We start from the raw sequence: 22,734 nt of genomic DNA, 5'->3' as shown, positions 1-22,734 counted from the left end.
CTACGAACGGAGAGTAACCATGATGCGAGCAGTCGGCACGATCGCTCTGTGCGGAGCCCTCGTGCTGGGCGCGTCGTCGCCCTCCCTGGCGGCGGCGCCCCCCACCCCCAAGGTCGTCCTCAAGGTCACCGTGGCAGTGAAGAACGGCCCCACCAAGGGCGCCTGGCTCAACTGCAGCCCCGACGGCGGCACCCACCCCTCCGCCCACGCCGCCTGCGAGCTCCTGCGCAAGGTGAAGGGCGACCCGGCCAAGATCAACGTCTCGCCGAAGGCGGCCGCGGCCTGCGGCAAGGAGGTGGAGCCGCGCGCCGTCATGATCCTCGGCAAGTGGTACGGCAAGACCGTCCAGTGGGGCAAGGTCTACACCAACGCCTGCACGATGAAGGCGGGCCTCGGAACGCTCCTGGCGATCTGAGCGGGTGAGGGGGGCGGGCGGCCGGCCCGCCCCTCTCGCGCGTCACCGGCCGGGCACGGCGCCCCGCCTGCTGTGCCGGTAGCCGTAGGCGAAGTAGACGACCACGCCGATGATCATCCAGACGACGAACCTGAGCCAGGTCTCCAGCGGCAGGTTGAGCATCAGGTAGAGGCAGGCCAGCACCGACAGGATCGGCAGCAGCGGCACCATCGGCACCCGGAAGGCCCGCTCCAGGTCGGGCCGGGTGCGCCGGAGCACGATCACGCCGACGGACACCACCATGAACGCGAACAGCGTGCCGATGTTGACCAGCTCGGCCAGCTCCCCGAACGACACGAACCCGGCCAGCGCCATGGTCACCAGGCCGATGAGGACGGTGAGCCTGGCGGGCGTGCCGAAGGTCGGGTGGACGACGGCCAGCCGGCGCGGCAGCAGGCCGTCGCGGCACATGGCGAACAACACTCGGGTCTGCCCGAGCAGCAGCACCAGCACCACGGTGGTCAGACCGGCGATGGCGCCCACGCTGATGATGGCGGCCAGCCAGGGGTGGCCGACGGCGGTGAACGCGTCCGACAGCGGCGCGCTGGTGCTCAGCTGCTTGTACGGCTGCATGCCGACCACGACCAGCGAGACGGCGACGTAGAGGATCGTGCAGACGGCCAGCGAGCCGATGATGCCGCGCGGCACGTCGCGCTGCGGGCGCACGGTCTCCTCGGCGGCGGTGGCCACGATGTCGAAGCCGATGAAGGCGAAGAACACGATCGCCGCGGCCGAGAAAATGCCGATCACGCCGAACGCGACGGGCGTGACCCCGAACAGCACCTGGATCAGCGGCGCCTTCAGCCCCTCGACCCGCGGCGAGGCCACCGGCTCGGGGATGAAGGGCGTGTAGTTGGCGGCCTTGACGAAGAACAGCCCGGCCACGATGACCAGCAGCACCACCGTGATCTTGGTGATCACCAGGATCAGGTTGACCCGCGAGGAGATCTTGATGCCGGCCACCAGGATCGCGGTGAGGATCAGCACGATGGCCACCGCGGGCACGTTGACCACGGGATCGTCGCCCGCGATGGAGGCCGGCAGGTGGATGCCGACGGAGTCGAGCATCGAGGCGAAGTAGCCCGACCAGCCGACCGACACCACGGCCGCGGCCAGCGCCAGCTCCAGGATCAGGTCCCAGCCGATCACCCAGGCGGGGAACTCGCCGAGGGTGGCGAAGGAGAAGGTGTAGGCGGACCCGGCCACGGGGATCGTCGAGGCGAACTCGGCGTAGCACAGCGCCGCCAGTCCGCACACGACGGCCGCCACGACGAACGAGACCGCGACCGCCGGCCCGGCCACCTCCTTGGCCACCTGGCCGGTGAGCACGAAGATCCCGGTGCCGACGATCACGCCGATGCCGAACACCATCAGGTCCATGGCGGTCAGGCGTTTACGCAGCTGATGCTCGGGAGTCTCGGTGTCGCGGATCGACTGTTCGACGCTCTTCGTGCGAAAGATGTCCACGATCAGCGATCCTTCCCAGACCCTCCGTGATCATGCGCTCGGGCCGCGCCGGCCGGTGAAGCGCCTCGTCGGGGGTAGCGGACCCGCATCATGGTGGACGACCTGCTGGACACGCTGGCCGGTCAGGACGTGGCGGTGGTGCTGGCGCTCGTCCTGGTCTTCCTGACCCTGGACGCCTCGGTCGGGATCGGCCTGATCACGCCGGGCGACGGCCTGCTGATCGTCGCGGGCGCCACGTCGGGCAGCGTGCCGGAGACGCTGGCCCTGATCGGCACCGGCGTGCTGGCCTGCCTCCTGGGCGCGACGGGCGGCCACCGCCTGGGCCGCCGGTACGGCCTCCGCCTGCGCAACAGCAGGCTCGGCCGGCGCGTCGGCGAGGAGCGCTGGAGCCGGGCGGAGCAGATCCTGCGGCGCAGCGGCTGGGCGCTGGCCCTGGCCTACTTCTTGCCGGTGGTGCACGCGCTGACGCCGGCCCTGGCGGGCGCGGTGGGCATGCCCTACCGCCGGTTCATGCCGTGGGCCCTGCTGGGCAGCACGGCGTGGGTGAGCACGTACATCGTGCTGGGGGCGGTGGCCGGGCAGATGGCGCGGCGGGAGGCGGGCCTGCTGCTGCCGGCGGCGGCCGCGGCGGTGGTCGTCATGCTGGCGATCACCGCCGTGGTCCGCCGGGTGCTCAACGGCGGACCGGCTGCTCCACGCGGGAGGTCCGCTTCGCGACGGCCTCGGTGATCTGGCGCGCGAGGTCCTGGCCGGTCAGGCCGATGCGGCCGAGGATCGCGGCCCGCTTGGCGTGGTCGAGGAACTCCTGCGGGATGCCGAAGGTGCGCACCGGGACGTCGACGTCGGCGTCGCGGAGCAGGCGGGCCACGGCGTCGCCCACGCCGCCCACGCGGCCGTTGTCCTCGACCACGGCGACCAGCTTGTGGGCGCCGGCGGCCAGCGTCAGCGCCTCGTCGAGCGGCTTGACCCAGCGCGGGTCGACCACGGTGGCCGAGATGCCCTGCGCGTCGAGCAGGACGGCCGCCTCCATGCACACGTGCGCCATCGGGCCGACGCCCACCAGCAGCACGTCCGGCTCGCCCTCGGCGGCCCGCAGCAGGTCCATCTCGCCCAGGCGGCCCACGGACTCCAGGGGCTCGGCCACCGGGCCCTTGGGGAAGCGCAGCACGGTCGGCCCGTCGGTGACCTCCACGGCCTCGCGCAGCAGCTCGGTGACGCGGTCGCCGTCGCGCGGCACCGCGATCCGCAGGCCGGGCACGACCTGGAGGATCGACAGGTCCCACATGCCGTTGTGGCTGGCGCCGTCGTCGCCGGTGACGCCGGCCCGGTCGAGGACGACGGTGACCGGCAGCCGGTGCAGGGCGACGTCCATCAGGAGCTGGTCGAAGGCCCGGTTGAGGAAGGTGGCGTAGACGGCCACGACCGGGTGCAGGCCGCCGAGCGCCAGACCGGCGGCGCTGGTCAGCGCGTGCTGCTCGGCGATGCCGACGTCGTAGATGCGGTCGGGGAAGGCGTCGGCGAAGGCGTTGAGGCCGGTGGGGTGGAGCATGGCCGCGGTGATGGCGACCAGGTCCTCGCGCTCCTTGCCGAGCCTGACCAGCTCCTCGCTGAAGACGTTGGTCCAGATGCGCGGCTTGGGCTTCTCGGCGCCGGTGGCGCGGTCGAAGGCGCCGGGCGAGTGGAACTGGTCTTCGTCGTGGTTCTCGGCGGGGGTGTAGCCGCGGCCCTTCTGGGTGAGGGCGTGGACGATGACCGGGCCGCGGAAGGCGCGGGCCTTGCGCAGCGCCGCCTCCATGGCCTGCTCGTCGTGGCCGTCGATGGGGCCGACGTACTTCAGGCCGAGGTCCTCGAACATGACCTGCGGTGCCAGGACGTCCTTGACGCCCTTCTTGAAGCCGTGGAGGGCGTCGTAGAGGACGGGAACGTTCCCGAGCTTGTCCTTGACGTATTCGAGCATGTCCTCGTAGCGGCGGTTGACGCGCAGCGAGGACAGGTGGGAGGCCAGGCCGCCGATGGTCGGGGAGTAGGAGCGGCCGTTGTCGTTGACCACGATCACGACGGGCAGGTCTTTGATCGCGGCGATGTTGTTCAGCGCCTCCCAGGCCATGCCGCCGGTGAGCGCGCCGTCGCCGATCACCGCGACGACCGTGCGCTCGCGCTCGCCGCGCAGCTTGAACGCCTTGGCCAGGCCGTCGGCGTAGGACAGCGCGGTGGAGGCGTGGGAGTTCTCGACGAAGTCGTGCTCGGACTCGGTCTGGCTCGGGTAGCCGGACAGGCCGCCCTCCTGCTTGAGCGCCTCGAAGCCGGCCGCGCGGCCGGTGAGCAGCTTGTGCACGTACGCCTGGTGGCCGGTGTCCCAGATGACCGGGTCGCGCGGGGAGTCGAAGACGCGGTGGACGGCGATGGTGAGCTCGACCACGCCCAGGTTCGGCCCGAGGTGGCCGCCGAACCTGGCGCAGGCGTCGACGAGCAGGTCACGGATCTCCCCCGCGAGCCGCGGCAGCTCATCGACAGCGAGCCGTTTGACGTCGTGCGGTCCCTCTATCGAGCCCAGCAACCCGCTCACGGATGCGACTCCCCTCTGCCTCGTTCGCCGTCTGTTCCTTTTCGACGACGCAGAAGAGTCTAGTTCGCCGACGTCTCGCTGACTCCATCGAGTCAAATCCGCCCACCTATGTCAGATCTTGACCTAGTCTTGCAGGACATATGAACTCCGTCCCAAAAGGTAAGGTCGCGGCATTGGTCGGCGCGGCCATCGCGCTCGCCCTGGCCGCGGCCTCCCTGGTGCTCGTGCTCGCCGAGGTCGCCACGACCTCGACCGGGCGCTCGCCGATCAACGAGGCCCAGCAGGTCGCCTCGCCGCCGGCCAAGGCGACCGCCAAGAGCAAGGGACCGACCACCTCCGGCGGCAGGACACTGGCCACGGCCAACCCGCTGTACAGGACCGGCAAGCTCGTGGACGTGAACTGCGAGCCCGGCGACCTGCCCCCGGGCAGCATGATCGCCTACCGCCGCTACCTCACCCGGGTCACGAACTGCCTCAACAGGACGTGGGCGGCCCAGTTCCGCAAGGCGGGGCTGCCGTTCACCAAGCCGCGCCTGCGCATCATCACCAAGAAGGTCAGGACGCCCTGCGGCGCGTGGAACACCGGCGCCGACGGCGTCTACTGCTCCACGGACCGCACCATGTACCTGATGATCAGCCGCGACCAGCTCCGCAACCCGTTCCCGCTCGGCATCACCCGCCTGGTCGCCCACGAGTACGGCCACCACGTCCAGCAGGCCTCCGGCATCTGGAACTACTACTGGACGGCCAGGTCCACCGCGAGCAAGGCCAGGCGCCTGCAGTTGTCGCGCAACTCCGAGCTCCAGGCCGAGTGCTTCTCCTCCATCTTCATGAGCACGATGAAGGAGTCGCCGCTGGTCACGCAGTCCGACTGGGCCTACACGGTGGAGTGGTTCTACAAGAACGGCGCCAAGGGCTGGCCGCAGAACGACCACGGCAAGGGCCCGACGCAGGCGGCCTGGATGACCAGGGGCTTCAACCGGGGCGCGCCGGGCTCGTGCAACACGTGGGCGGCGGCTGCGCGAAACGTCCAGTGACGTCTGGCATTTCCGCTTTACCTTGATCTCTCTCTTTTGTAGTGTGCCTTCCCATGCGTACCCCCCGATTGGCGATCATTGCCGGAGCCCTGGCGAGCGTTTTCGTCGCCGGTACGGCCCACGCGGCCGTGGCCGCCCCGGCGAGCAAGCCGGTCCTGACGAAGAACCCGATCTACAAGACCGGCCGGCTCGCGCTCAGGACGTGCGAGGAGCCGCCGGTCCGGTCCGGGACCGAGGACGAGGCGCGGGTCTACTTCGAGGCGGTGCTCGAATGCCTCGACAAGGCCTGGGCCCCCAAGCTCAAGCAGGCGGGCTTCGCCTTCAGCAAGCCGAAGTTCCAGGTGATCACCAAGCTGGGCGCCCCCACGGGCTGCGGCGGCTTCCCGGAGGGCGCGCAGGCGCTGTACTGCCCGGTCAACAAGACGATGACCCTCCTGCTCAGCCCGAACGTCGTGGAGGAGCCGTCGGACCCGGTGCTGATGCTGGTGGTGGCCCACGAGTACGGCCACCACGTCCAGAAGCTCACCGGCATGCTCCGGCACAACAAGCGCGGCGAGTACGTCCTGGACAACCCGCGGAACCTGGAGCCGGTGCGCCGCACCGAGCTGCAGGCCGAGTGCTACGCCGGGGTGTTCATGGGCAGCGTCTGGGACTCGCTGGGCCGTAGCCAGAAGGAGTTCGACTCCCTGCTCAAGGGCACGCACGACCCGGCCGACCTGAGCGCGCTCGGCGTGAAGACGCGCTCCTCGGCCGACCTGAGCCACGGCTCGGACGCCAACGTCGCGTGGTGGCTCAAGCGCGGCTTCACCGGCAAGTCGGCGGGCTCCTGCAACACCTGGGCCGCCCCCAAGGGCAAGGTCAGCTAAGCCAAACTCGTACAAACTCCTCTAAGATCCGCGATCGTGCGCATTCCCCTCATGGCGCTCGCCATGTGCATGATCGCGGTTCTTCTGTCGCCGGCTCCGTCGGCCGCGGCGGGCCGCCCGGCGCGAGGGGGGTTGTCGGCCGCGCCGGTCGTCTCACGGGAACGCCTGGCCTGCGCCGTCCCCGCCATCCGGGCGGGCAGCGCCGCCTCGCTCAAGTCCTTCCACCGGGCCATGGCCAGGTGCGCCGACCGGTTCTGGGCCGGCCGGTTCGCGGCCGCGGGCCTGACCTACACCCCGCCCGAGGTGACCGTCACCACCGGCGCCGACTCGGTCTGCGGCCGGATCACCGCCAACGGCGCGCAGTACTGCCCGGTGCAGCGCACGATCGTCATCCGCGTCATGAAGCACGACCTGGACGACCCGTTCCGGATGAACGTCGCGCACTCCGTCGCGCACGAGTGGGGACACCACGTCCAGGAGCTCACCGGCGTGCTGGACGCGCAGAACGCCCTGTACCAGCCCGCCTCCACGGGGGCCCGCACCCTGCTCAGCCACCGGCTGGAGATGCAGGCCGAGTGCTTCGCCGGCGTCTTCTACAGCGCCGCCCTCGCCTCGATCAAACCCGACGTCACCTGGCGCGAATGGCTGGACGCCGTCCGCCGGGCGGACTACAGCAAGATCCACGGACGCCCGCGCAACCTGGCCTACTGGCAGAACCGCGGCTACCGCGACGGCTCCGCCGCCGCCTGCGACACCTGGACGGCCCCCAAGGCCCGGGTGCGCTAGGAGCTGACCCTGGCCAGCACTTCCAGCGGGTCGGCCAGCACGTGGGCGAAGGCCAGCTCGGCCGCCCCGACCAGGGTCACGTGGTCGCCGAGCGCCGACGTGCGCAGCCGTACGTGCTCGCGCTGGGGGGCCATGGCGTGCAGCGCCAGCCGGGTGCGGACCTGCGCCGCCGAGCCGAGGTAGACCTCCCGCAACATGCCCCCGAAGATCACCATCTCCGGGTTGAAGATGTTGACCAGGTTCGCCACGCCGAGCCCGAGCCAGTCGCCGACCCGGCTCAGCGCCTCCTGCGCGACGATGTCGCCCCGGTCGGCCGCGTCGACCACGGCGCGGACCGCGTCGCGGCCGTGCTGGCCGGGCCCGAACCGGCCGGCCAGCTCCAGCAGCGCCCGCTCCCCCACCTCGGCCTCCAGACAGCCGTGCGAGCCGCAGGAGCACTCGCGCCCGCCGGGGTTGACGACCATGTGGCCGACCTCGCCGCCGTAGCCGTCGAAGCCGCCGAGCAGGTGGCCGCCGGTGATGATGCCGCCGCCGATGCCCACGTCGCCGTGCAGGCAGATGAGGTCGCGCACGCCCACGCCGAGGCCCCGGCTGTGCTCGGCCAGGGCCGCCAGGTTGGCGTCGTTGCCCACGCTGACCGGCAGCCCGAGGCCCAGCCTGCGGCCCAGCTCCTCGCCGAACGGCACGTCGTGGGCCATCAGGTTGGGCCCGAACGTCACCACGCCGTCGCCCTTGCGCACCCCGCCGGACACGGCGGCGGCGGCGCCGACGCACACGGTGTCGTCGCGCGTCTTGCGCCGCATCTGCCTGGCGAACCCCGACAGCACCCCGGCCAGCTCGTCGAGGGCGAACCTGCCCCGGTCGCGGGTGGTCTCCCTGCGGTCGAGGATGACGCCGCCCAGCCCCACCCGCGCCGCCACGAGCCGGTCGGGGCCCACGTCGAACGCGAACACGTAGACGCGCGCCGACTCCGGGCGCACCACCAGCGAGGGCCGGCCGGCCCGGCCGGTCTCGCGCGGCAGCTCCTCCCGCACCAGCCCGGCGGCGGTGAGGTCGGACGTCAGCGCCATGATGGTGCTGCGGTTGAGCCCCATCTTCGAGGTCAGCTCGGCGCGCGAGATCGGCCCGCCCAGATGGACATGGCGAAGCAGCGCGCCGAGATTGTGGCGCCTGATGTCCTCCTGGGACGGTCCGGCACGCATCGTCTGGGGTTCCTTCAGGGGCTGCGGGTCGCTGATCACCTTAGACCAGCAGCCGCCGCCCGCTTGCGCGCCAGGGCGTCGACGCCCGCGGCGAGCAGCAGCACGCACCCGGTGACCAGGTACTTCACGCTCGCACCGTAGCCCATCAGGCCCATGCCGTTCTCGATCACGGCCACCACGGCGCCGCCGAGCACCGCGTCGAGCACCCGCCCCTTGCCGCCGAACAGGCTGGTGCCGCCGATGACGGCCGCGCCGACCGCGTACAGCAGCACCGAGCTGCCGCCCGTGTTCGGGTCGACCGAGCTGGCCCGGGAGGCGGCCACGATCCCGCCGACCGCCGCCATCGCGGAGCAGATCACGAACGCCGCGATCTTGATGCGGTCGACCGGGATGCCCGCCCGGCGCGCGGCCTCGGTGTTGCCGCCGACCGCGTACAGGTGCCGGCCGAACGCGGTGCGCCGCAGCACCAGCGTCCAGACCACCAGCAGCACGACGATCACCGGCACCACGATCGGCACGCCGGTGAGCGAGACCAGCGCGGGGTTGCGGCTGCGCTCCAGGTTGAGCACGTAGACCGCGAGCCCGCCGAGCAGCGCCAGGGCGCCCACACGGGCCGCGATCAGCGACAGCGGGTCGGCGACCAGGCCGCGCGCGGACCGGTTCCTGGCCCGCAGGAGCTGCACGGCCGCGAAGCCCGCCACGCACACCGCGTACAGGATCCAGCCGAGCAGCGGCGGCAGGTTCTTGTTGGCCACGGCGACGATCACGCTGTCCCGGACGGAGATGTTGGTGCCCTCGTTGACCAGCACCAGGACCAGGCCCTGGAAGGCCAGGAAGGCGGCCAGCGTGACCACGAACGACGGTATGCCGACCTTGGCCACCAGCGTGCCCAGGACGATGCCGATGAGCACGCCGGTGGCGATGGCGGCCAGTACGCAGACGTACCAGGGCAGGCCGAAGGTGGCCAGTGTGACGGCGAGCACCGCCGCGCAGACGCCGCTGGCGAAGCCGGCCGACAGGTCGATCTCGCCCAGCAGCAGGACGAACACCAGGCCCATGGCGATGAGCGTGACGTTCGCGCCCTGGGTGAACAGGTTGGCGAAGTTGATCGAGGTGACGAACGCGGGCCGGGCCAGGGCGAAGACCGTGCAGAGCACGATCAGGCCGAGCACGGCGGGCAGCGCGCCCATGTCGCCGCCCCGGACGCGCTCCCAGTACGCCCGCACGCTGTGCGCGATCGACGGGGACTGCGCGGCGACGACGATGGCCTCGCCCGGGAGTTCCTTGACCTTGCTCATGGGGTGACCCCGTTCTTGAGGCCGAGTTCGCCGCTGCGACCCGAGGTGATCAGCTCGACGACCTGGGCGTGCGTCACGTCGGCGGTCTTGACCTGGGCGGCCATCCTGCCGAGGTAGAGCGCCGCGATCCGGTCGGAGACGGCGAACACGTCGTTCATGTTGTGCGAGATGAGGACGACCGCGAGGCCCGTGTCGGCCAGCCTGCGCACGAGTTCGAGCACCTGCGCCGTCTGGGCCACGCCGAGGGCCGCGGTGGGCTCGTCGAGGATGACGACCTTGCTGTTCCACAACACGGCCTTGGCGATCGCGACGGTCTGCCGCTGGCCGCCGGACAGGCTGGAGACCTGCTGCCTGATGGACTTCACCGTGCGCACGGACAGGCTGCTGAGCGTCTTCTCGGCCAGCTCCTCCATGCTGTCCTCGTCGAGCAGGAAGCCGTTCTTGCGTTCCCTGCCGAGGAACATGTTCTGGACGATGTCGAGGTTGTCGCAGAGCGCCAGGTCCTGGTAGACGATCTCGATGCCGAGCTCGCCCGCGTCCCGGGGGGTGTGGACGGCGACCTGGCGGCCGTCGAAGAGGATCTGGCCCGAATCGATGGGGTAGATGCCGCCGATGCACTTGACCAGCGTCGACTTGCCGGCGCCGTTGTCGCCGACCAGCGCCGTGACCTCGCCGGGGTAGGCGGAGAACTCGACCTCGTGCAGCACCTTCACCGGACCGAAACTCTTGTCGATCCCGCGCACTTCGAGGAGGGGGGTCATGGGGCTCCCTAAAGAGGGGCGCGGCCTCGCGCCGGTGGCACCCGGCCGCGCCCGTCCATGCTATTGAATTCCGGCCTCAGTGCACTTCTTGGCGAAGTCGGCGGTGCAGAGCTCCTCCTTGGTGACGTAACCGTCGGCCACGACGTCCTTGACGTTGTCGAAGGTGATGGCCTGCGGCTCCAGCAGCTCGGAGGGCACGTCCTGGCTGGTCTCGGGGTCCTTGACGCTGGCGCTCGCCGTGGGCTTCTCGCCCTTGGCCAGCGCGACGGCGAGCTTGGCCCCGGCGTCGGCCTCCTTCTTGACCGCCTTGTAGACCGTCATGCACTGGTCGCCCGCCAGGATGTTCTGCAGGCCCTGGACGGTGGCGTCCTGGCCGGTGACCGGCACCTTGCCGTTGAGGTTCTGCTTCTTCAGCACGGTGATGGCGGCGTTGCCGAGGCCGTCGTTGGCGGCCAGCACCCCGGCGATCTTCGGCTGCTGGGTGAGCATCTGCTCGAAGATCGTCCCGGCCTGGGTGTTGTCCCAGTCGGGCACGGCCTGGTCGGGGCCCTTGACGTACTCGCCGGCGTCGAACTTGGGCTTGAGCACGCCGTCGTAGCCGTTCTTGAACAGGGTCGCGTTGTTGTCGGTCGGCGAGCCGTTCAGGTAGGCGACGATGGGCTTGTCGGCCTTCTTGTCGGCCAGGCACTTGCTCAGGCCCTCGCCCTGGAGCGTGCCGACCTTGGTGTTGTCGAAGCTGACGTAGTAGGCGGCGCCGCCGCCCAGGGTCAGGCGGTCGTAGTCGATGGTGGCCACGCCCTGCGACTTGGCCTTCTCGATGACGGCCTTGCCGCTGCCGCTGTCCAGGTTGACGATCATCAGGACGGTGGCCCCGTTGGTGATCATCTGGTCGGCGATGGTCTGGAACGCCGTCTTGTCGTTCTGGGCGTTCTGGATGTCGTACTGGACGCCCGCGGCCTTGAACGCCTCTTCCAGGTACTTGCGGTCCGCCGTCTCCCAGCGCGCCGACGACTTGCTGTCCGGGAGGATGACGCCGATCTTGCCGGCCTTCGCGGCCTGCGTCGCCGAGGCGGAGGAGGTGGAGGTGGTGCCGGTCTGACCGCTGTCGCCCCCGCAGGCGGTGAGACCGAGGGCGAGCGTCGCCGCCGCGGCGGTCAGGCTGAGGATCCCCTTGCGCATGATGCAGGGTCCTTTCTTCCGGAGGGGCCCGGATGAATGTTGTTTGCGGCAACGTATTCCGCCGCGGCCTGCTTTGGAAGACCCTTCCGTCCAGCAGTTTGTTGTTTCCGGTAACAATCCAGAAACGTGGAGGCGAAGGATGGTAACTGACAGTGACTGTTTAGTTACTGTGCGTGACGGACGGGGCGCATGAGGATGGAGAGGCCCTCGAAACGAAAGGAATCCCGCCCATGCGCCACCGTGCCCGCCTGGCCGCGCTGAGTCTCGCCCTCGCCTCCGCGACCGCCGCGCTCCTCGCGCCCCTGCCCGCCCAGGCCGCGACCGGTCAGGTCGTCGTCTTCCAGGTCGAGCCGCTGCCCCTGGAGATCTACAACGACCCCGGCGGCTGCACGAAGCTGCCCGCCGCCGCGCACGTGCTCAACAACCAGACCGATCAGGTCGTCCGCATCTACGGCGACCCGTTCTGCTTCGGGTCGTCTGTCACGGTCCGGCCCGGCTACGGCAGCCACGTCCCGGCCGGGTCGGGAAGCTTCTCCGTGGCGTAGTCGAGCGCCGTACCGCGAACGGCCCCCGCGGGGGCCGTTCGCTCAGCGGCGTGGGGTGTACGGAGCCAGCGCCCCGAAGTCGACGTCCGCGTCCGGCCACCGGCGCCGCAGGGCCGCGCCCGCCTGGCGGCACCATCCGGCCAGCCGGGGCAGCGCCCCTTCCGCGGTACGGGCGGCCGCCTCCAGGGTCGCGACGAGCTGGGCCCGGCTGTCGTCCCCCGCCGGGCGGCCGTCCAGCACGGCCAGCCGGGTGAGCCGGGCCAGCGCGTACGACACGCACGCCGCCGCCAGCCCCCTCCCGTAACGCCCGTCGTCCTCGGCCTGCGGGACGCCGGCCGCCAGCGCCCGCCGGTAGACCTCGCCCTCGGCGGGGCCGCCCAGCGACAGCCAGCCCGGACCCGGCACGTGCAGGGGGACCGCGTCGTGCAGCGCGTGCGTGAACCCGGCGAACTCGAAGTCGATCAGCCGCGCGTCGGCCGGCCCCGCCGCGTGCACCAGGACGTTGTTGGCCTCGGCGTCGCCGTTGCTGAGCACCAGGAACGGCCCGGGCTCGGCCAGTTCCGCCAGCGCCGCGCCGAACTCCCGCTCCACCCCGCCCGGGACCGGCACCCCGGGCAACGACGGCATCCCCGACTCGCGCTGCCGGGCGACCCGTCCGAGCCGGTCGGCGGCCGGATCGACCGGCCCGAGCGCGGCCCGCCGCCGGTAGTACGCCTCCGCGTGGCCCGCGGTGAGCGCGCCGAGCTCGCCCCGGGCGCGGGCGGCGGCCGTCAGCCGGTCCGCGTGCGCGGCGGCGCCGTGGCGGCGCAGCAGCCCGTCGAGCGCGGTCCGCGGCGCGAGGTCCTCCAGCACCAGCCGCCCCTCCGCCAGATCGACGGCCAGCACGCGCGGCGCCAAGGCCGCCCCCAGGTCCTCCGACAGGAACCGCAGGGCGGCCGCCTCCGTCCGCAGCCGCCACGGCTCGTCGCGGACGCGGGAGGCGTGCGGCCCGGTCCACTTGATGATCACGGTCTCGTCGCGGTCGGTACGGGCGCGGGCGACCCGCCACGGCTCCAACCTGGTCCACTCCACCACGTTGATCACCATGCGAGCGTACCGAAGGACCGCGAATCGCCCCATCGCTAGACTGCCCGACCATGACCGAATTCGACGAGCAGGGACGCCCAGAACCGCCCTTCATGGGCGACGAGACCGAGACCCTCCTGGGCTTCCTCGACTTCCTGCGGGCCACCCTGGAGTGGAAGTGCTCCGGCCTCGACGCGGCGGGCCTCGGCGCCACCATCGCCGCCTCCCCGATGACGCTCGGCGGCATGCTCAAGCACCTGGCCTACGTCGAGGACCACTGGTTCTCCCGCCGTCTGCACGGGAACGACTTGAACGCCCCGTGGGACGCCGTCGACTGGACGGCCGACCCCGACTGGGACTGGCACTCCGCCGCCCACGACTCCCCCGACGAGCTGCGCGCGCTCTGGCGGGACGCGGTGGCCCGCTCGCGCGCCCTGACCGCCGAGGCGCTGGCCGCCGGCGGCCTCGACCAGCCCGCCCAGCGTCCCTGGCCGGACGGCCGCCGCCCGCACCTGCGCTGGATCCTCGTCCACATGATCGAGGAGTACGCCCGGCACAACGGCCACGCCGACCTCATCCGCGAGTCCGTCGACGGGCAGACCGGCGAGTAGCCCGGCGGATCAGGCCAGCAGGCTCTGCGCGATCAGGGCCAGCGCCGACGCGGTCGCCACGACCAGGACGGCCGCCCGCACCTTGCCGCCGTCCAGGTAGCGGCGCAGCGGCCGCGACGCCAGGAAGCCCAGGACCATCGGCACGATCAGGGTCGCGCCGGTGGCCAGGGCGCGGGCGGGCAGATGGCCGACGAACGCCAGGATGGCGATCGACTGCGCGGCGCTCAGGAAGAAGAACATCGCCAGGGTGGCCCGGATCTGCGGCCCCTTGGCGCTCTGGTACACCAGTGCCAGGGGCGGGCCGCCGATGCCCGTGGCGGTGCCGGTGATCCCGGACACGAAGCCCGCGCCGGTGATCGTTGCGCCGTTGCGGACGACGCTGACCGTACGCGCGGTGAGCCCGACCGCCAGCAGCACCATCACCCCGACCAGCACGCCGAGCGCCTGGACGGAGACGTACACGACGATGACGGCGCCGACGGCGCTGCCGGGGACCCGGCCCAGCAGCGCGAACCCGAGCCCCCGCCAGTCCACCCGCCGCCACTCGGCGGCCAGCGTGAACAGCGGCAGCGTCATGTTGACCACCTGGATCGCGCCGGGCATCAGGCTGTGGTCGAGCATCGTCAGCACGGGCGCGGCCACCAGCCCCAGCCCGAACCCCACACTCCCCTGCACGACCGCACCCAGAAAAACCGCCATACTCCCGACAAGCAACACAAATCCCGCATCACTCACGCCGAAAGTCAACCACCCTCACCCAGCGTCACCCTTGATGGACAGCCCCACCGGGCGAGCGGGCCGCGGGGGCGGGGCGCGGGGTGCGGGAGCGGGGTGCGGGAGCGGGGTGCGGGAGCGGGGTGCGGGAGCGGGGTGCGGGAGCGGGGTGCGTTGGCCGGGAAGCTCTATGCTGCTCACCGTGCACTCCCCCGCTCCGCGTGCCCTCGTCGCCCTCGTCGCCCTGTCGGTGCTGGCGGTCGTCCTTCAGGCCGGGCCCGTGGAGGCCGTCGCGGCGCCGAGGCTCGCCCGGTCGGCCTGCCCCGAGACGCCGATGAGCTCAGGCGGGATCCCCAGGAGCCGCGAATACCTCACAGCGCTTCTGAAGTGCCTGGACAAGTCGTGGTCCGCCCATTTCAGGCGCACCGGCCGGACGTTCCGCAAGCCCGTCGTCCGCTACTACGACGAGCCGGTGCGTGAGGTGTGCGGGTTCGCCTGGCCCGAGCACGCGGCGGCCTTCTACTGCATCGGCCGTGACACCCTCGTCCTCCCGCTGACCGGCGCCTGGATCGAGGGCCGCACCGACCTCTACCCGTTCAAGGTCGCCGCCCACGAGTACGGCCACCACGTGCAGAGCCTCCTCGGCGTGCGCAAGGGCGCGCAGAGCCGGCGCTACGAGCTCCAGGCCGACTGCCTGGCCGGCGCGTTCCTGGGCAGCGTGTGGCCGTCGCTGAGCCGTACCCGGCAGGACTGGACGGCGCTGCTCGACGCCACCAGGGCCACCGGCGACGAGGGCGAGGAGCACAGCCACGGCACGGGCGCCAACCGGGTGCGCTGGCTGGAACGCGGCTACCGGGCGGTCTCGCCGGCGGCCTGCGACACCTGGTCGGCCCCCGCCTCGCAGGTCTCCTGACGGTCGAGGCGGGCCTGCATGCCGTCGAGGATGAGCCGCAGCCCGTCCTCGAACGACCGCTCCCCCTGCGGGTCGCCCACCTCCGCCAGCCCGGCCGTCAGCCGGGGGTGGGCCCGCTGGAAGGCGGCCATGTCCGGCATGGCGCCGCCGGCGTCCGGCCGGGTCCGGTCGGCCTGCTCCTCCAGCACGAACCCGGCGACGTACACGCTCGTCGCGAACAGCCCGCGGACGGCGTCGCCCACCGCGAACCCGGCGGACTCCAGGGCCGCCACCGACCGCTCCACCACCTCGAACAGCAGCGGTGACGGCCGGGTGCCGGCCACCAGCCGGGCGCCGTCGCGGTAGGAGTTGAGCATCGCCCGGTCGCGGTGGGCGTGGTCCCTCATCCACTCGCGCCAGGCGGCGGGCTCGGTGAGCGCGGGGCGGGTCAGGTGGGCGGCGGTCATCGCCTCGGCCATCGCGTCGAGGAGCTCCTGCTTGTTCGTGAAGTGCCAGTAGAGCGCGGGCGCCTGCACGCCCAGCTCGCCCGCGAGCCGCCGCAGCGTGAGCCCGTCGAGCCCGGTCTCCTGCAGCAGCCGCAGCGCCGCGGCCACGATGGTGCCCTTCTCAAGTGCCACGGTTGACAGCTTAACAACGTTCAATGCATCCTCGACGCGTTGGATTTAACGCCGTTAAGGAGCCTCGCGATGATCTGCGCGGAGGGTTTGCGCAAGCGGTACGCGGCCACGGAGGCGCTCAGGGGCATCGACCTCGACGTCTCGGCCGGCACGGTGTGCGGGCTGCTCGGCCCCAACGGAGCAGGCAAGACGACGACCGTGCGCATCCTGGCCACCCTGCTCCGCCCGGACGGCGGCCGGGCCGAGGTCGCCGGGCTCGACGTGGTGCGCGACGCGGCCCGGCTGCGCTTCCGCATCGGCCTGGCCGGTCAGCACGCCGCCGTGGACGAGCTGCTGACCGGCCGGCGCAATCTGGAGCTGTTCGGCCGCCTCTACCACCTGTCCAGGGCGCGGGCCAGGAGCAGGGCCGAGGAGCTGCTGGAGCGGTTCGGGCTGGCCGCGGCCGGGCGGCGGCTGGTCAGGACGTACTCGGGCGGCATGCGGCGGCGGCTCGACCTGGCCGCGAGCCTGATCGTCGCGCCGCCCGTGCTGTTCATGGACGAGCCGACCGCCGGGCTCGACCCGCGCAGCCGCCGCGAGCTCTGGGACGCGCTGCGCGACCTGGTCCGCGAGGGCACCACGCTGCTGCTGACCACCCAGTACCTCGACGAGGCCGACCACCTGGCGGACCAGGTCGTGGTGCTGCGCGAGGGCCGGGTCGCGGCGGCGGGTTCCCCCGCCGAGCTCAAGAGGCAGGTCGGCGGCGACCGCGTGCAGATCGTCTTCCGCCACCCCGGCGACGCGGCGGCGGCCCTCGGAGCGCTCGGGCCCATGTCCGGGCCCACGTCCGGGCCCACGTCCGGGCCCACGTCCGGGCTCGCCTTCGAGCCGGGCGGGACCCGGGTGACCCTGCCGGCGCCCGACGGCGCCCAGTCGCTGGTCCGCGTCGCCCGCGCCCTCGACGCGGCCGGGATCGCCGTCGAGGATCTCGCGCTCCGCCGTCCGACGCTCGACGAGGTCTTCCTCCACCTGACCGCATGACAGGAGCCACGAGCATGAACCTGCGCTGGACCGTCACCGATTCCCTGACCATCGCGGGCCGCACGTACTCGCGGTGGAAGGCCCAACCGGGGGAGATCGCCGGATTCCTGGTGTTCCCCATCATCATGACCGTGCTGTTCGGGTACGTCTTCGGCAGCGCGATCACCCTGCCCGGCGGCGGCGACTACCGCAGCTTCCTCATGCCGGGCATCTTCATGCAGGTGATGGCCATGACGGCGACCGCGGCCGCCACGGCGGTGGCCGAGGACATGGAACGCGGGATCATCGACCGGTTCCGCGCGCAACCCATCGCCCGCAGCGCCGTGCTCATCGGGCGCAGCGTGGCCGACCTGTCGATGCACCTGATGTCGCTGGCCGCCATGGTCGCGGCGGCCGTGCTGCTGGCCGGCTGGCGTGCGCACGGCTCCCCGGGCCAGACGGCGGCGGCGTTCGGCCTGCTGGCGCTGTTCGGCCTGGCGATGATCTGGGTGGGCACCTGCATCGGCCTGTACGTGCGCAGCGGCACGCAGGCCGACGCCGCCACGTTCGGCTGGCTGTTCCCGATGACCTTCCTGGCCAACACGTTCGTGCCCACCGAGGGCCTGCCCGCCTGGCTGCGGCCGGTGGCCGACTGGAACCCGATGAGCGCGACCGTGGCCGCCGCCCGCCGCCTGTTCGGCAACCCCACCTCGGCCGGGTCGGTCTGGCCGCTGCAACATCCGGTCGCGGCGAGCCTGCTGTGGTCGGTGGCGCTCATCGCCGTCTTCGCCCCGCTGGCGACCCACCGTTACCGCACGTCCAGCCGCTGAGACGCCGCTGGACAGCGGAGAGCCGCCCGGCGGAGGGTGTTCCGCCGGGCGGCTCTCACGGGTCGGGTGAAACCCCCGATGCGGGCGCGTGAGGATCCGCGCCCCGTCCCCGGCCCGCGTCCGGCTCTTGACCGGGCGCGGGCGCGGGAAGTTCTACTTGGCCAGCAGCGAGCGCAGGACGTACTGCATGATGCCACCGTGCCGGTAGTAGTCGGCCTCGCCGGGCGTGTCGATGCGGACGACCGCGTCGAACTCGACGTCACCGGCCTTGACGTGCACGGTGGACGGGATGCCGCCGCCGTTGAGCGCCTCGACGCCGGTGATGTCGAACGTCTCCTCGCCGGTCAGCCCGAGCGAGGCCGCCGTGGCGCCCTCGGGGAACTGCAGCGGGAGCACGCCCATGCCGATCAGGTTGGAGCGGTGGATGCGCTCGTAGGACTCGGCGATCACGGCGCGCACGCCGAGCAGCGCGGTGCCCTTGGCCGCCCAGTCGCGCGAGGAGCCCGAGCCGTACTCCTTGCCCGCCAGCACCACCAGCGGCGTGCCGGCCTCGGCGTAGTTGACCGAGGCGTCGTAGATGAACGACACCGGGCCGTCGGGCTGGGTGAAGTCGCGGGTGTAGCCGCCCTCGGTACCCGGCGCGATCTGGTTGCGCAGGCGGATGTTGGCGAACGTGCCGCGGATCATCACCTCGTGGTTGCCGCGCCGCGAGCCGTAGGAGTTGAAGTCGCGCACCTCGACGCCGTTGGCCTGCAGGTACTGGGCCGCGGGGGTGCCGACCTTGATCGAGCCGGCCGGGGAGATGTGGTCGGTGGTGACCGAGTCGCCGACCTTGACCAGCACGCGGGCGCCCGAGATGTCGGTCACCGGCTCCGGCTTCTCCGGCATGCCCTCGAAGTAGGGGGCCTTGCGCACGTACGTGGAGGACGGGTCCCACTCGAAGGTGTCGCCGGTCGGGATCGGCAGCGAACGCCAGTGGTCGTCGCCCTTGAACACGTCGGCGTAGTCGCGCTCGAACATGTCGCGGCCGATCGAGGAGTGGACCACCGCGGCGATCTCCTCCGGCGCGGGCCAGACGTCGCGCAGGAACACCGGCTGCCCGTCGGAGCCGAGGCCGAGCGGCTCGTTGTCCAGGTCGATGTCCATCGTGCCGGCCAGCGCGTACGCCACCACGAGCGGCGGCGAGGCCAGGTAGTTCATCTTGACGTCGGGGTTGATGCGGCCCTCGAAGTTCCGGTTGCCGGACAGGACCGCGGTGACCGCGAGGTCGTTGGCCTGGATGGCGTCGGAGATCTCGGGGGGCAGCGGGCCCGAGTTGCCGATGCAGGTGGTGCAGCCGTAGCCGACCAGGTTGAAGCCGATCTTGTCGAGGTACGGCTGGAGCCCGGAGCGCTCGAAGTAGCCGGTGACGACCTGCGAACCCGGGGCCAGCGAGGTCTTGACCCACGGCTTGCGGGTCAGGCCCTTCTCGACGGCGTTGCGGGCCAGCAGCGCGGCGCCGATCATGACGTACGGGTTGGAGGTGTTGGTGCACGAGGTGATCGCGGCGATCGACACGATGCCGTGGTCGATCTCGAACGACGTGCCGTCGGCCAGCGTGACCGGGACCGGCTTGTGCGGCCGGCCGCCGTCGGCGCGGGCGTTGGAGGCGGGCGCGTCGGAGGCCGGGAAGGACTCCTCGCCCTCCTCGTCGACGCCGTCGGCCACGTAGTTCTGGACGTCGCGACGCCAGGCGTCCTTGGCCGCCGACAGCTCGATGCGGTCCTGGGGACGCTTGGGGCCGGCGATCGACGGCACGACCGTGTCGAGGTCGAGCTCGATGTACTCGGAGAAGACCGGCTCGGGGCCCTGCGGGTCGAGCCAGAGGCCCTGGGTCTTGGCGTACGCCTCGACCAGCGCGACCTGCTCCTCGGAGCGGCCGGTCAGGCGCAGGTATTCGACGGTCTGGCCGTCGATCGGGAAGATGGCGCAGGTGGAGCCGAACTCGGGGCTCATGTTGCCGATCGTGGCCCGGTCGGCCAGCGGCACGGAGGAGACGCCCTCGCCGTAGAACTCGACGAACTTGCCGACCACGCCGTGCTTGCGCAGGATCTCGGTGATCGTCAGGACCAGGTCGGTGGCGGTGGCGCCGGCGGGCAGCTTGCCGCTGAGCTTGAAGCCGACCACGCGCGGGATCAGCATGGAGATCGGCTGGCCGAGCATGGCGGCCTCGGCCTCGATGCCGCCGACGCCCCAGCCGAGCACGCCGATGCCGTTCTCCATCGTGGTGTGGGAGTCGGTGCCGACGCAGGTGTCGGGGTAGGCCTTGCCGTCGCGGATCATGACGACGCGGGCCAGGTGCTCGATGTTGACCTGGTGGACGATGCCGGTGCCGGGCGGCACGACCTTGAACTCGTCGAAGGCCGTCTGGCCCCAGCGCAGGAACTGGTAGCGCTCGCGGTTGCGCTCGTACTCGCGCTCGACGTTGCGCTGGAAGGCGTCGGGGTGGCCGAAGTAGTCGACGATGACGGAGTGGTCGATGACCATCTCGGCGGGCGCGAGCGGGTTGATCCTGGCGGCGTCGCCGCCCAGGTCGCGCACGGCCTCGCGCATGGTGGCCAGGTCGACCACGCAGGGGACGCCGGTGAAGTCCTGCATGATGACGCGGGCCGGGGTGAACTGGATCTCCACGCTGGGCGTCGCGGCCGGGTCCCAGCCGCCGAGCGCCCGGATGTGGTCGGCGGTGATGTTGGCGCCGTCCTCGGTGCGGAGGAGGTTCTCCAGCAGGATCTTCAGGCTGTACGGGAGGCGTGCGGCGCCCTCGACGGCGTCAAGCCGGAAAATCTCGTACGACGCGTCGCCGACGCGTAGCGTGTCACGGCTGCCGAAGCTGTTCGCGGACACGGTGATTCGCCTCCTCCATCAGACAATTGCTCAGTTAAATCCTGCCGCACCCACGGAACGACACGTACGTTAGGTGAACCTAACTTGCGGGGCTCGCGGCGGATGTCTCGACGTCAAGATATTACTACGGTATCTCGACATCAAGTTAAAGCGGGGCGAGCCGCCAGAAGAGCAGGCCGATGATGGCGACGGAGAGGATCGGTGCGAGGATCTTCTGCTCGAACTTCTTGCCGGTCTTGATGCCGATCTTCCACGGCAGCACGAACTTGGCGCCGAGCGGCCACAGCACCGGGCAGCCCCGTTCCGTCATGCAGTCGCCGACGACGTGGATCAGGCAGCCGACCCCCACGGCCAGCCCGAGCCAGGCGTAGCCGACGTTCAGGGAGAGGAACACGGCGTAGAGCCCGGCCGTCATGCCGATGTTGATCATGATGGACCCGGCCTTGTTGCCCGGGATGCCGATGCCGATCGCCCGCAGGGCCAGCCCGATCATCAGCACGACCGTGATGTCACGGGCGATCGGATAGGAGTTGACCAGCCAGTGGACGCCGAACCCGAGCGCCGCCGCGAAGGCCAGCGAGTGCGTCATGCCGCGGTGGCCGCCGCTGATCCAGGACACGAACTTGCTGAGCAGCCAGGTGACCGGGCCGAAGGTCTGGGCGATGGTCGCGCTGGGATGGTCGAGGTCGGGCAGCATGGCCGCCCCCGCGCAGACCAGGGCGCCGGCGATCAGCTCGGCCGGGCCGAGCGCGCCGGCCATGATGCCGGTCTCGATGAACCGGGAGCTCTCGTTCAGCAGCGGCAGTGCGGCGAGCGGCGGCGCCAGCGCCAGCCACGCGATCGCCCCGGTCATCGCGTGCGTGTGCCCCATCATGATCGGGACTGTATTGCAAAGAGCCGCTTTACGCGGAGATCCCGGCCGCCAGGTTCTGCTGACGCTGGAACGGTCCGCCCGAAAACACCCGCAAACGCAGACGAGGTCGTCTCCGCGGCGACAGCACCCCCCAGCCCTGCCGACGCGGAACGACCTCGTCTGCTCTGTTCAACGGCGGACATCCCAAGACTGTTCCCCAATTCCGCAACTTTTTCGTGATCTGGCTCACTCTGCACCCTGCCTTGCCAACGAAACAGTAGCGATATATCGTTGACGCATCGAGAACAGATCGCGATATAGGGAGAAAGAACATGACTTACGCACACGCAGCGGGCGACCAGTGGTTCGGCCCTCGGGAGAACCTGCGCGCGGCCCGCGAGAAGCTGAGGGCCATCGCCGACGCCTTCGAGCAGATGGGCGGCCATCACCACCATCACCGGGGCGGCGGCGGGCCGGGCGAGCGCAGGCAACGCGGCCGGCGCGGCGGGCCGGGCGGACCGTTCCCGTTCGACTTCGGCCGCGGCGGCCCCTTCGGCCCGGGCGGGCCCTGGGGCGGGCACCACGGCTGGGGCGGCGGCCGGGGCCGTAAGGCCAAGCGGGGCGACGTCCGCGCCGCGATCCTGGCCCTGCTCGCCGAGGAGCCGCGCAACGGCTACCAGATCATCCAGGAGATCGCCGAGCGCAGCGAGGGCGGCTGGAAGCCCAGCCCCGGCGCCGTCTACCCGGCGTTGCAGCAGCTCACCGACGAGGGCCTGGTGATCGCCGAGGAGAACGAGGGCCGCAAGACCTTCCGCCTCACCGACGAGGGCCGCGCCTACATCGACGCGCACACCGACGAGGTCCGCGCCCCCTGGGACGAGATGCGTCCGGACATCGACGACAACACCGCCGATCTCTGGCACATCGCCCGACAGTCGGCATTCGCCATGATGCAGGTTCTTCAGACCGGAAACGACGCACAAATCCGCGAAGCGCGTAAGACTCTGGTTGAGACCCGGCGCAAGCTCTACCAGATCCTGGCCGACGGCGAACCGGGCGAGGAGTAACCAGGTGACCGGCTCCGCAGC

The 22,734-nt window shown here is 71.2% G+C and carries 22 protein-coding genes; 11 read left to right on the top strand and 11 right to left on the bottom strand.

The window, feature by feature from the left end:
* Positions 1-19: 19 nt before the first annotated feature.
* Complete coding sequence (locus AB0C33_RS07785; protein WP_358284727.1) at positions 20-415, top strand: SSI family serine proteinase inhibitor; 396 nt, start codon at positions 20-22, stop codon at positions 413-415.
* Between the two features lie 42 nt (positions 416-457).
* On the opposite strand, the gene AB0C33_RS07780 is transcribed toward AB0C33_RS07785, so the two are convergent.
* Positions 458-1,921, bottom strand: coding sequence for an amino acid permease (locus tag AB0C33_RS07780; RefSeq protein WP_358284725.1), 1,464 nt, complete (start codon positions 1,919-1,921; stop codon positions 458-460).
* A gap of 90 nt (positions 1,922-2,011) precedes the next feature.
* On the opposite strand from AB0C33_RS07780, the gene AB0C33_RS07775 reads away from it, so the two are divergent.
* Positions 2,012-2,650: a DedA family protein gene (locus AB0C33_RS07775; protein WP_358284722.1), complete on the top strand. Its 639-nt coding sequence runs from the start codon at positions 2,012-2,014 to the stop codon at positions 2,648-2,650.
* Here the strand turns inward: AB0C33_RS07775 and dxs are convergent.
* The gene (dxs, locus tag AB0C33_RS07770) at positions 2,595-4,478 is read right to left on the bottom strand and encodes a 1-deoxy-D-xylulose-5-phosphate synthase (RefSeq protein WP_358285963.1); all 1,884 of its coding nucleotides are present in this window, start codon (positions 4,476-4,478) and stop codon (positions 2,595-2,597) included. The two genes, AB0C33_RS07775 and dxs, sit on opposite strands and share 56 nt — an antisense overlap.
* A gap of 149 nt (positions 4,479-4,627) precedes the next feature.
* Between dxs and AB0C33_RS07765 the strand changes: the two genes are divergently transcribed.
* Genes AB0C33_RS07765 through AB0C33_RS07755 form a run of 3 tightly spaced genes read left to right on the top strand, consistent with a single transcriptional unit; the run spans position 4,628 to position 7,176 of the window.
* Positions 4,628-5,524, top strand: coding sequence for a neutral zinc metallopeptidase (locus tag AB0C33_RS07765; RefSeq protein WP_358284720.1), 897 nt, complete (start codon positions 4,628-4,630; stop codon positions 5,522-5,524).
* A 53-nt stretch (positions 5,525-5,577) separates the two neighbouring features.
* Positions 5,578-6,390 carry a neutral zinc metallopeptidase gene (locus AB0C33_RS07760; protein ID WP_358284717.1) on the top strand — a complete coding sequence of 271 codons (813 nt, stop codon included), beginning with the start codon at positions 5,578-5,580 and terminating at the stop codon, positions 6,388-6,390.
* Between the two features lie 36 nt (positions 6,391-6,426).
* A complete protein-coding gene (locus tag AB0C33_RS07755) occupies positions 6,427-7,176 on the top strand; it encodes a neutral zinc metallopeptidase (RefSeq protein WP_358284715.1) in 750 nt (249 codons plus the stop codon).
* Here the strand turns inward: AB0C33_RS07755 and AB0C33_RS07750 are convergent.
* Genes AB0C33_RS07750 through AB0C33_RS07735 form a run of 4 tightly spaced genes read right to left on the bottom strand, consistent with a single transcriptional unit; the run spans position 7,173 to position 11,616 of the window.
* A complete protein-coding gene (locus AB0C33_RS07750; RefSeq protein ID WP_352325906.1) occupies positions 7,173-8,378 on the bottom strand; it encodes an ROK family transcriptional regulator in 1,206 nt (401 codons plus the stop codon). The two genes, AB0C33_RS07755 and AB0C33_RS07750, sit on opposite strands and share 4 nt — an antisense overlap.
* A gap of 35 nt (positions 8,379-8,413) precedes the next feature.
* Positions 8,414-9,676 carry an ABC transporter permease gene (locus AB0C33_RS07745; protein ID WP_358284713.1) on the bottom strand — a complete coding sequence of 421 codons (1,263 nt, stop codon included), beginning with the start codon at positions 9,674-9,676 and terminating at the stop codon, positions 8,414-8,416.
* Entirely contained in the window at positions 9,673-10,437 is a 765-nt protein-coding gene (locus AB0C33_RS07740; RefSeq protein WP_352365555.1) for an ATP-binding cassette domain-containing protein, read from the bottom strand. The genes AB0C33_RS07745 and AB0C33_RS07740 overlap by 4 nt, the downstream gene beginning before the upstream one ends.
* 60 nt (positions 10,438-10,497) lie before the next feature.
* A complete protein-coding gene (locus AB0C33_RS07735; RefSeq protein WP_358284711.1) occupies positions 10,498-11,616 on the bottom strand; it encodes a substrate-binding domain-containing protein in 1,119 nt (372 codons plus the stop codon).
* Positions 11,617-11,846: 230 nt separating this feature from the next.
* On the opposite strand from AB0C33_RS07735, the gene AB0C33_RS07730 reads away from it, so the two are divergent.
* The gene (locus tag AB0C33_RS07730) at positions 11,847-12,161 is read left to right on the top strand and encodes a hypothetical protein (RefSeq protein WP_358284709.1); all 315 of its coding nucleotides are present in this window, start codon (positions 11,847-11,849) and stop codon (positions 12,159-12,161) included.
* A 42-nt stretch (positions 12,162-12,203) separates the two neighbouring features.
* On the opposite strand, the gene AB0C33_RS07725 is transcribed toward AB0C33_RS07730, so the two are convergent.
* Positions 12,204-13,247 carry a hypothetical protein gene (locus tag AB0C33_RS07725; RefSeq protein ID WP_358284706.1) on the bottom strand — a complete coding sequence of 348 codons (1,044 nt, stop codon included), beginning with the start codon at positions 13,245-13,247 and terminating at the stop codon, positions 12,204-12,206.
* A 50-nt stretch (positions 13,248-13,297) separates the two neighbouring features.
* Between AB0C33_RS07725 and AB0C33_RS07720 the strand changes: the two genes are divergently transcribed.
* Positions 13,298-13,837 (top strand): DinB family protein, encoded by a 540-nt coding sequence (locus AB0C33_RS07720; protein WP_358284704.1) that lies wholly within the window; start codon positions 13,298-13,300, stop codon positions 13,835-13,837.
* A 9-nt stretch (positions 13,838-13,846) separates the two neighbouring features.
* On the opposite strand, the gene AB0C33_RS07715 is transcribed toward AB0C33_RS07720, so the two are convergent.
* The gene (locus AB0C33_RS07715) at positions 13,847-14,536 is read right to left on the bottom strand and encodes a sulfite exporter TauE/SafE family protein (protein WP_358284702.1); all 690 of its coding nucleotides are present in this window, start codon (positions 14,534-14,536) and stop codon (positions 13,847-13,849) included.
* Positions 14,537-14,753: 217 nt separating this feature from the next.
* Here AB0C33_RS07715 and AB0C33_RS07710 point away from each other — a divergent pair, with 217 nt between their 5' ends.
* Positions 14,754-15,464 carry a neutral zinc metallopeptidase gene (locus AB0C33_RS07710; protein ID WP_358284699.1) on the top strand — a complete coding sequence of 237 codons (711 nt, stop codon included), beginning with the start codon at positions 14,754-14,756 and terminating at the stop codon, positions 15,462-15,464.
* Here AB0C33_RS07710 and AB0C33_RS07705 read toward each other — a convergent pair.
* A complete protein-coding gene (locus tag AB0C33_RS07705; RefSeq protein ID WP_358284696.1) occupies positions 15,401-16,081 on the bottom strand; it encodes a TetR/AcrR family transcriptional regulator C-terminal domain-containing protein in 681 nt (226 codons plus the stop codon). The genes AB0C33_RS07710 and AB0C33_RS07705 overlap by 64 nt on opposite strands.
* A gap of 69 nt (positions 16,082-16,150) precedes the next feature.
* Here AB0C33_RS07705 and AB0C33_RS07700 point away from each other — a divergent pair, with 69 nt between their 5' ends.
* Together AB0C33_RS07700 and AB0C33_RS07695 are read left to right on the top strand one after the other, a co-directional pair.
* Positions 16,151-17,101 (top strand): ATP-binding cassette domain-containing protein, encoded by a 951-nt coding sequence (locus AB0C33_RS07700; protein WP_358284694.1) that lies wholly within the window; start codon positions 16,151-16,153, stop codon positions 17,099-17,101.
* A gap of 14 nt (positions 17,102-17,115) precedes the next feature.
* Positions 17,116-17,910 carry an ABC transporter permease gene (locus tag AB0C33_RS07695; protein ID WP_358284692.1) on the top strand — a complete coding sequence of 265 codons (795 nt, stop codon included), beginning with the start codon at positions 17,116-17,118 and terminating at the stop codon, positions 17,908-17,910.
* A 153-nt stretch (positions 17,911-18,063) separates the two neighbouring features.
* Here the strand turns inward: AB0C33_RS07695 and acnA are convergent, their stop codons facing one another.
* Positions 18,064-20,793: an aconitate hydratase AcnA gene (gene acnA / locus AB0C33_RS07690; RefSeq protein WP_358284690.1), complete on the bottom strand. Its 2,730-nt coding sequence runs from the start codon at positions 20,791-20,793 to the stop codon at positions 18,064-18,066.
* Positions 20,794-20,938: 145 nt separating this feature from the next.
* Positions 20,939-21,667 carry a metal-dependent hydrolase gene (locus AB0C33_RS07685; protein ID WP_358284688.1) on the bottom strand — a complete coding sequence of 243 codons (729 nt, stop codon included), beginning with the start codon at positions 21,665-21,667 and terminating at the stop codon, positions 20,939-20,941.
* 311 nt (positions 21,668-21,978) lie between these two features.
* Between AB0C33_RS07685 and AB0C33_RS07680 the strand changes: the two genes are divergently transcribed.
* Positions 21,979-22,713: a PadR family transcriptional regulator gene (locus tag AB0C33_RS07680; protein WP_358284686.1), complete on the top strand. Its 735-nt coding sequence runs from the start codon at positions 21,979-21,981 to the stop codon at positions 22,711-22,713.
* Positions 22,714-22,734: the final 21 nt, after the last annotated feature.

Origin of the sequence: Nonomuraea sp. NPDC048881 (genome assembly GCF_040649795.1) — a bacterium.
In the GTDB taxonomy this organism is placed as follows: domain Bacteria; phylum Actinomycetota; class Actinomycetes; order Streptosporangiales; family Streptosporangiaceae; genus Nonomuraea.
The sequence above is the reverse complement of the archived record's forward strand: the minus strand, read 5'-3'. Positions and strand labels throughout refer to the sequence as shown.

Coding starts and splice junctions, on each gene's coding strand:
- AB0C33_RS07785 (WP_358284727.1), top strand. CDS start 20: ATGATGCGAGCAGTCGGCACGATCGCTCTGTGCGGAGCCCTCGTGCTG.
- AB0C33_RS07775 (WP_358284722.1), top strand. CDS start 2,012: ATGGTGGACGACCTGCTGGACACGCTGGCCGGTCAGGACGTGGCGGTG.
- AB0C33_RS07765 (WP_358284720.1), top strand. CDS start 4,628: ATGAACTCCGTCCCAAAAGGTAAGGTCGCGGCATTGGTCGGCGCGGCC.
- AB0C33_RS07760 (WP_358284717.1), top strand. CDS start 5,578: ATGCGTACCCCCCGATTGGCGATCATTGCCGGAGCCCTGGCGAGCGTT.
- AB0C33_RS07750 (WP_352325906.1), bottom strand. CDS start 8,378: ATGCGTGCCGGACCGTCCCAGGAGGACATCAGGCGCCACAATCTCGGC.
- AB0C33_RS07745 (WP_358284713.1), bottom strand. CDS start 9,676: ATGAGCAAGGTCAAGGAACTCCCGGGCGAGGCCATCGTCGTCGCCGCG.
- AB0C33_RS07740 (WP_352365555.1), bottom strand. CDS start 10,437: ATGACCCCCCTCCTCGAAGTGCGCGGGATCGACAAGAGTTTCGGTCCG.
- AB0C33_RS07735 (WP_358284711.1), bottom strand. CDS start 11,616: ATGCGCAAGGGGATCCTCAGCCTGACCGCCGCGGCGGCGACGCTCGCC.
- AB0C33_RS07730 (WP_358284709.1), top strand. CDS start 11,847: ATGCGCCACCGTGCCCGCCTGGCCGCGCTGAGTCTCGCCCTCGCCTCC.
- AB0C33_RS07725 (WP_358284706.1), bottom strand. CDS start 13,247: ATGGTGATCAACGTGGTGGAGTGGACCAGGTTGGAGCCGTGGCGGGTC.
- AB0C33_RS07720 (WP_358284704.1), top strand. CDS start 13,298: ATGACCGAATTCGACGAGCAGGGACGCCCAGAACCGCCCTTCATGGGC.
- AB0C33_RS07715 (WP_358284702.1), bottom strand. CDS start 14,536: ATGGCGGTTTTTCTGGGTGCGGTCGTGCAGGGGAGTGTGGGGTTCGGG.
- AB0C33_RS07700 (WP_358284694.1), top strand. CDS start 16,151: ATGATCTGCGCGGAGGGTTTGCGCAAGCGGTACGCGGCCACGGAGGCG.
- AB0C33_RS07695 (WP_358284692.1), top strand. CDS start 17,116: ATGAACCTGCGCTGGACCGTCACCGATTCCCTGACCATCGCGGGCCGC.
- AB0C33_RS07685 (WP_358284688.1), bottom strand. CDS start 21,667: ATGATGGGGCACACGCACGCGATGACCGGGGCGATCGCGTGGCTGGCG.
- AB0C33_RS07680 (WP_358284686.1), top strand. CDS start 21,979: ATGACTTACGCACACGCAGCGGGCGACCAGTGGTTCGGCCCTCGGGAG.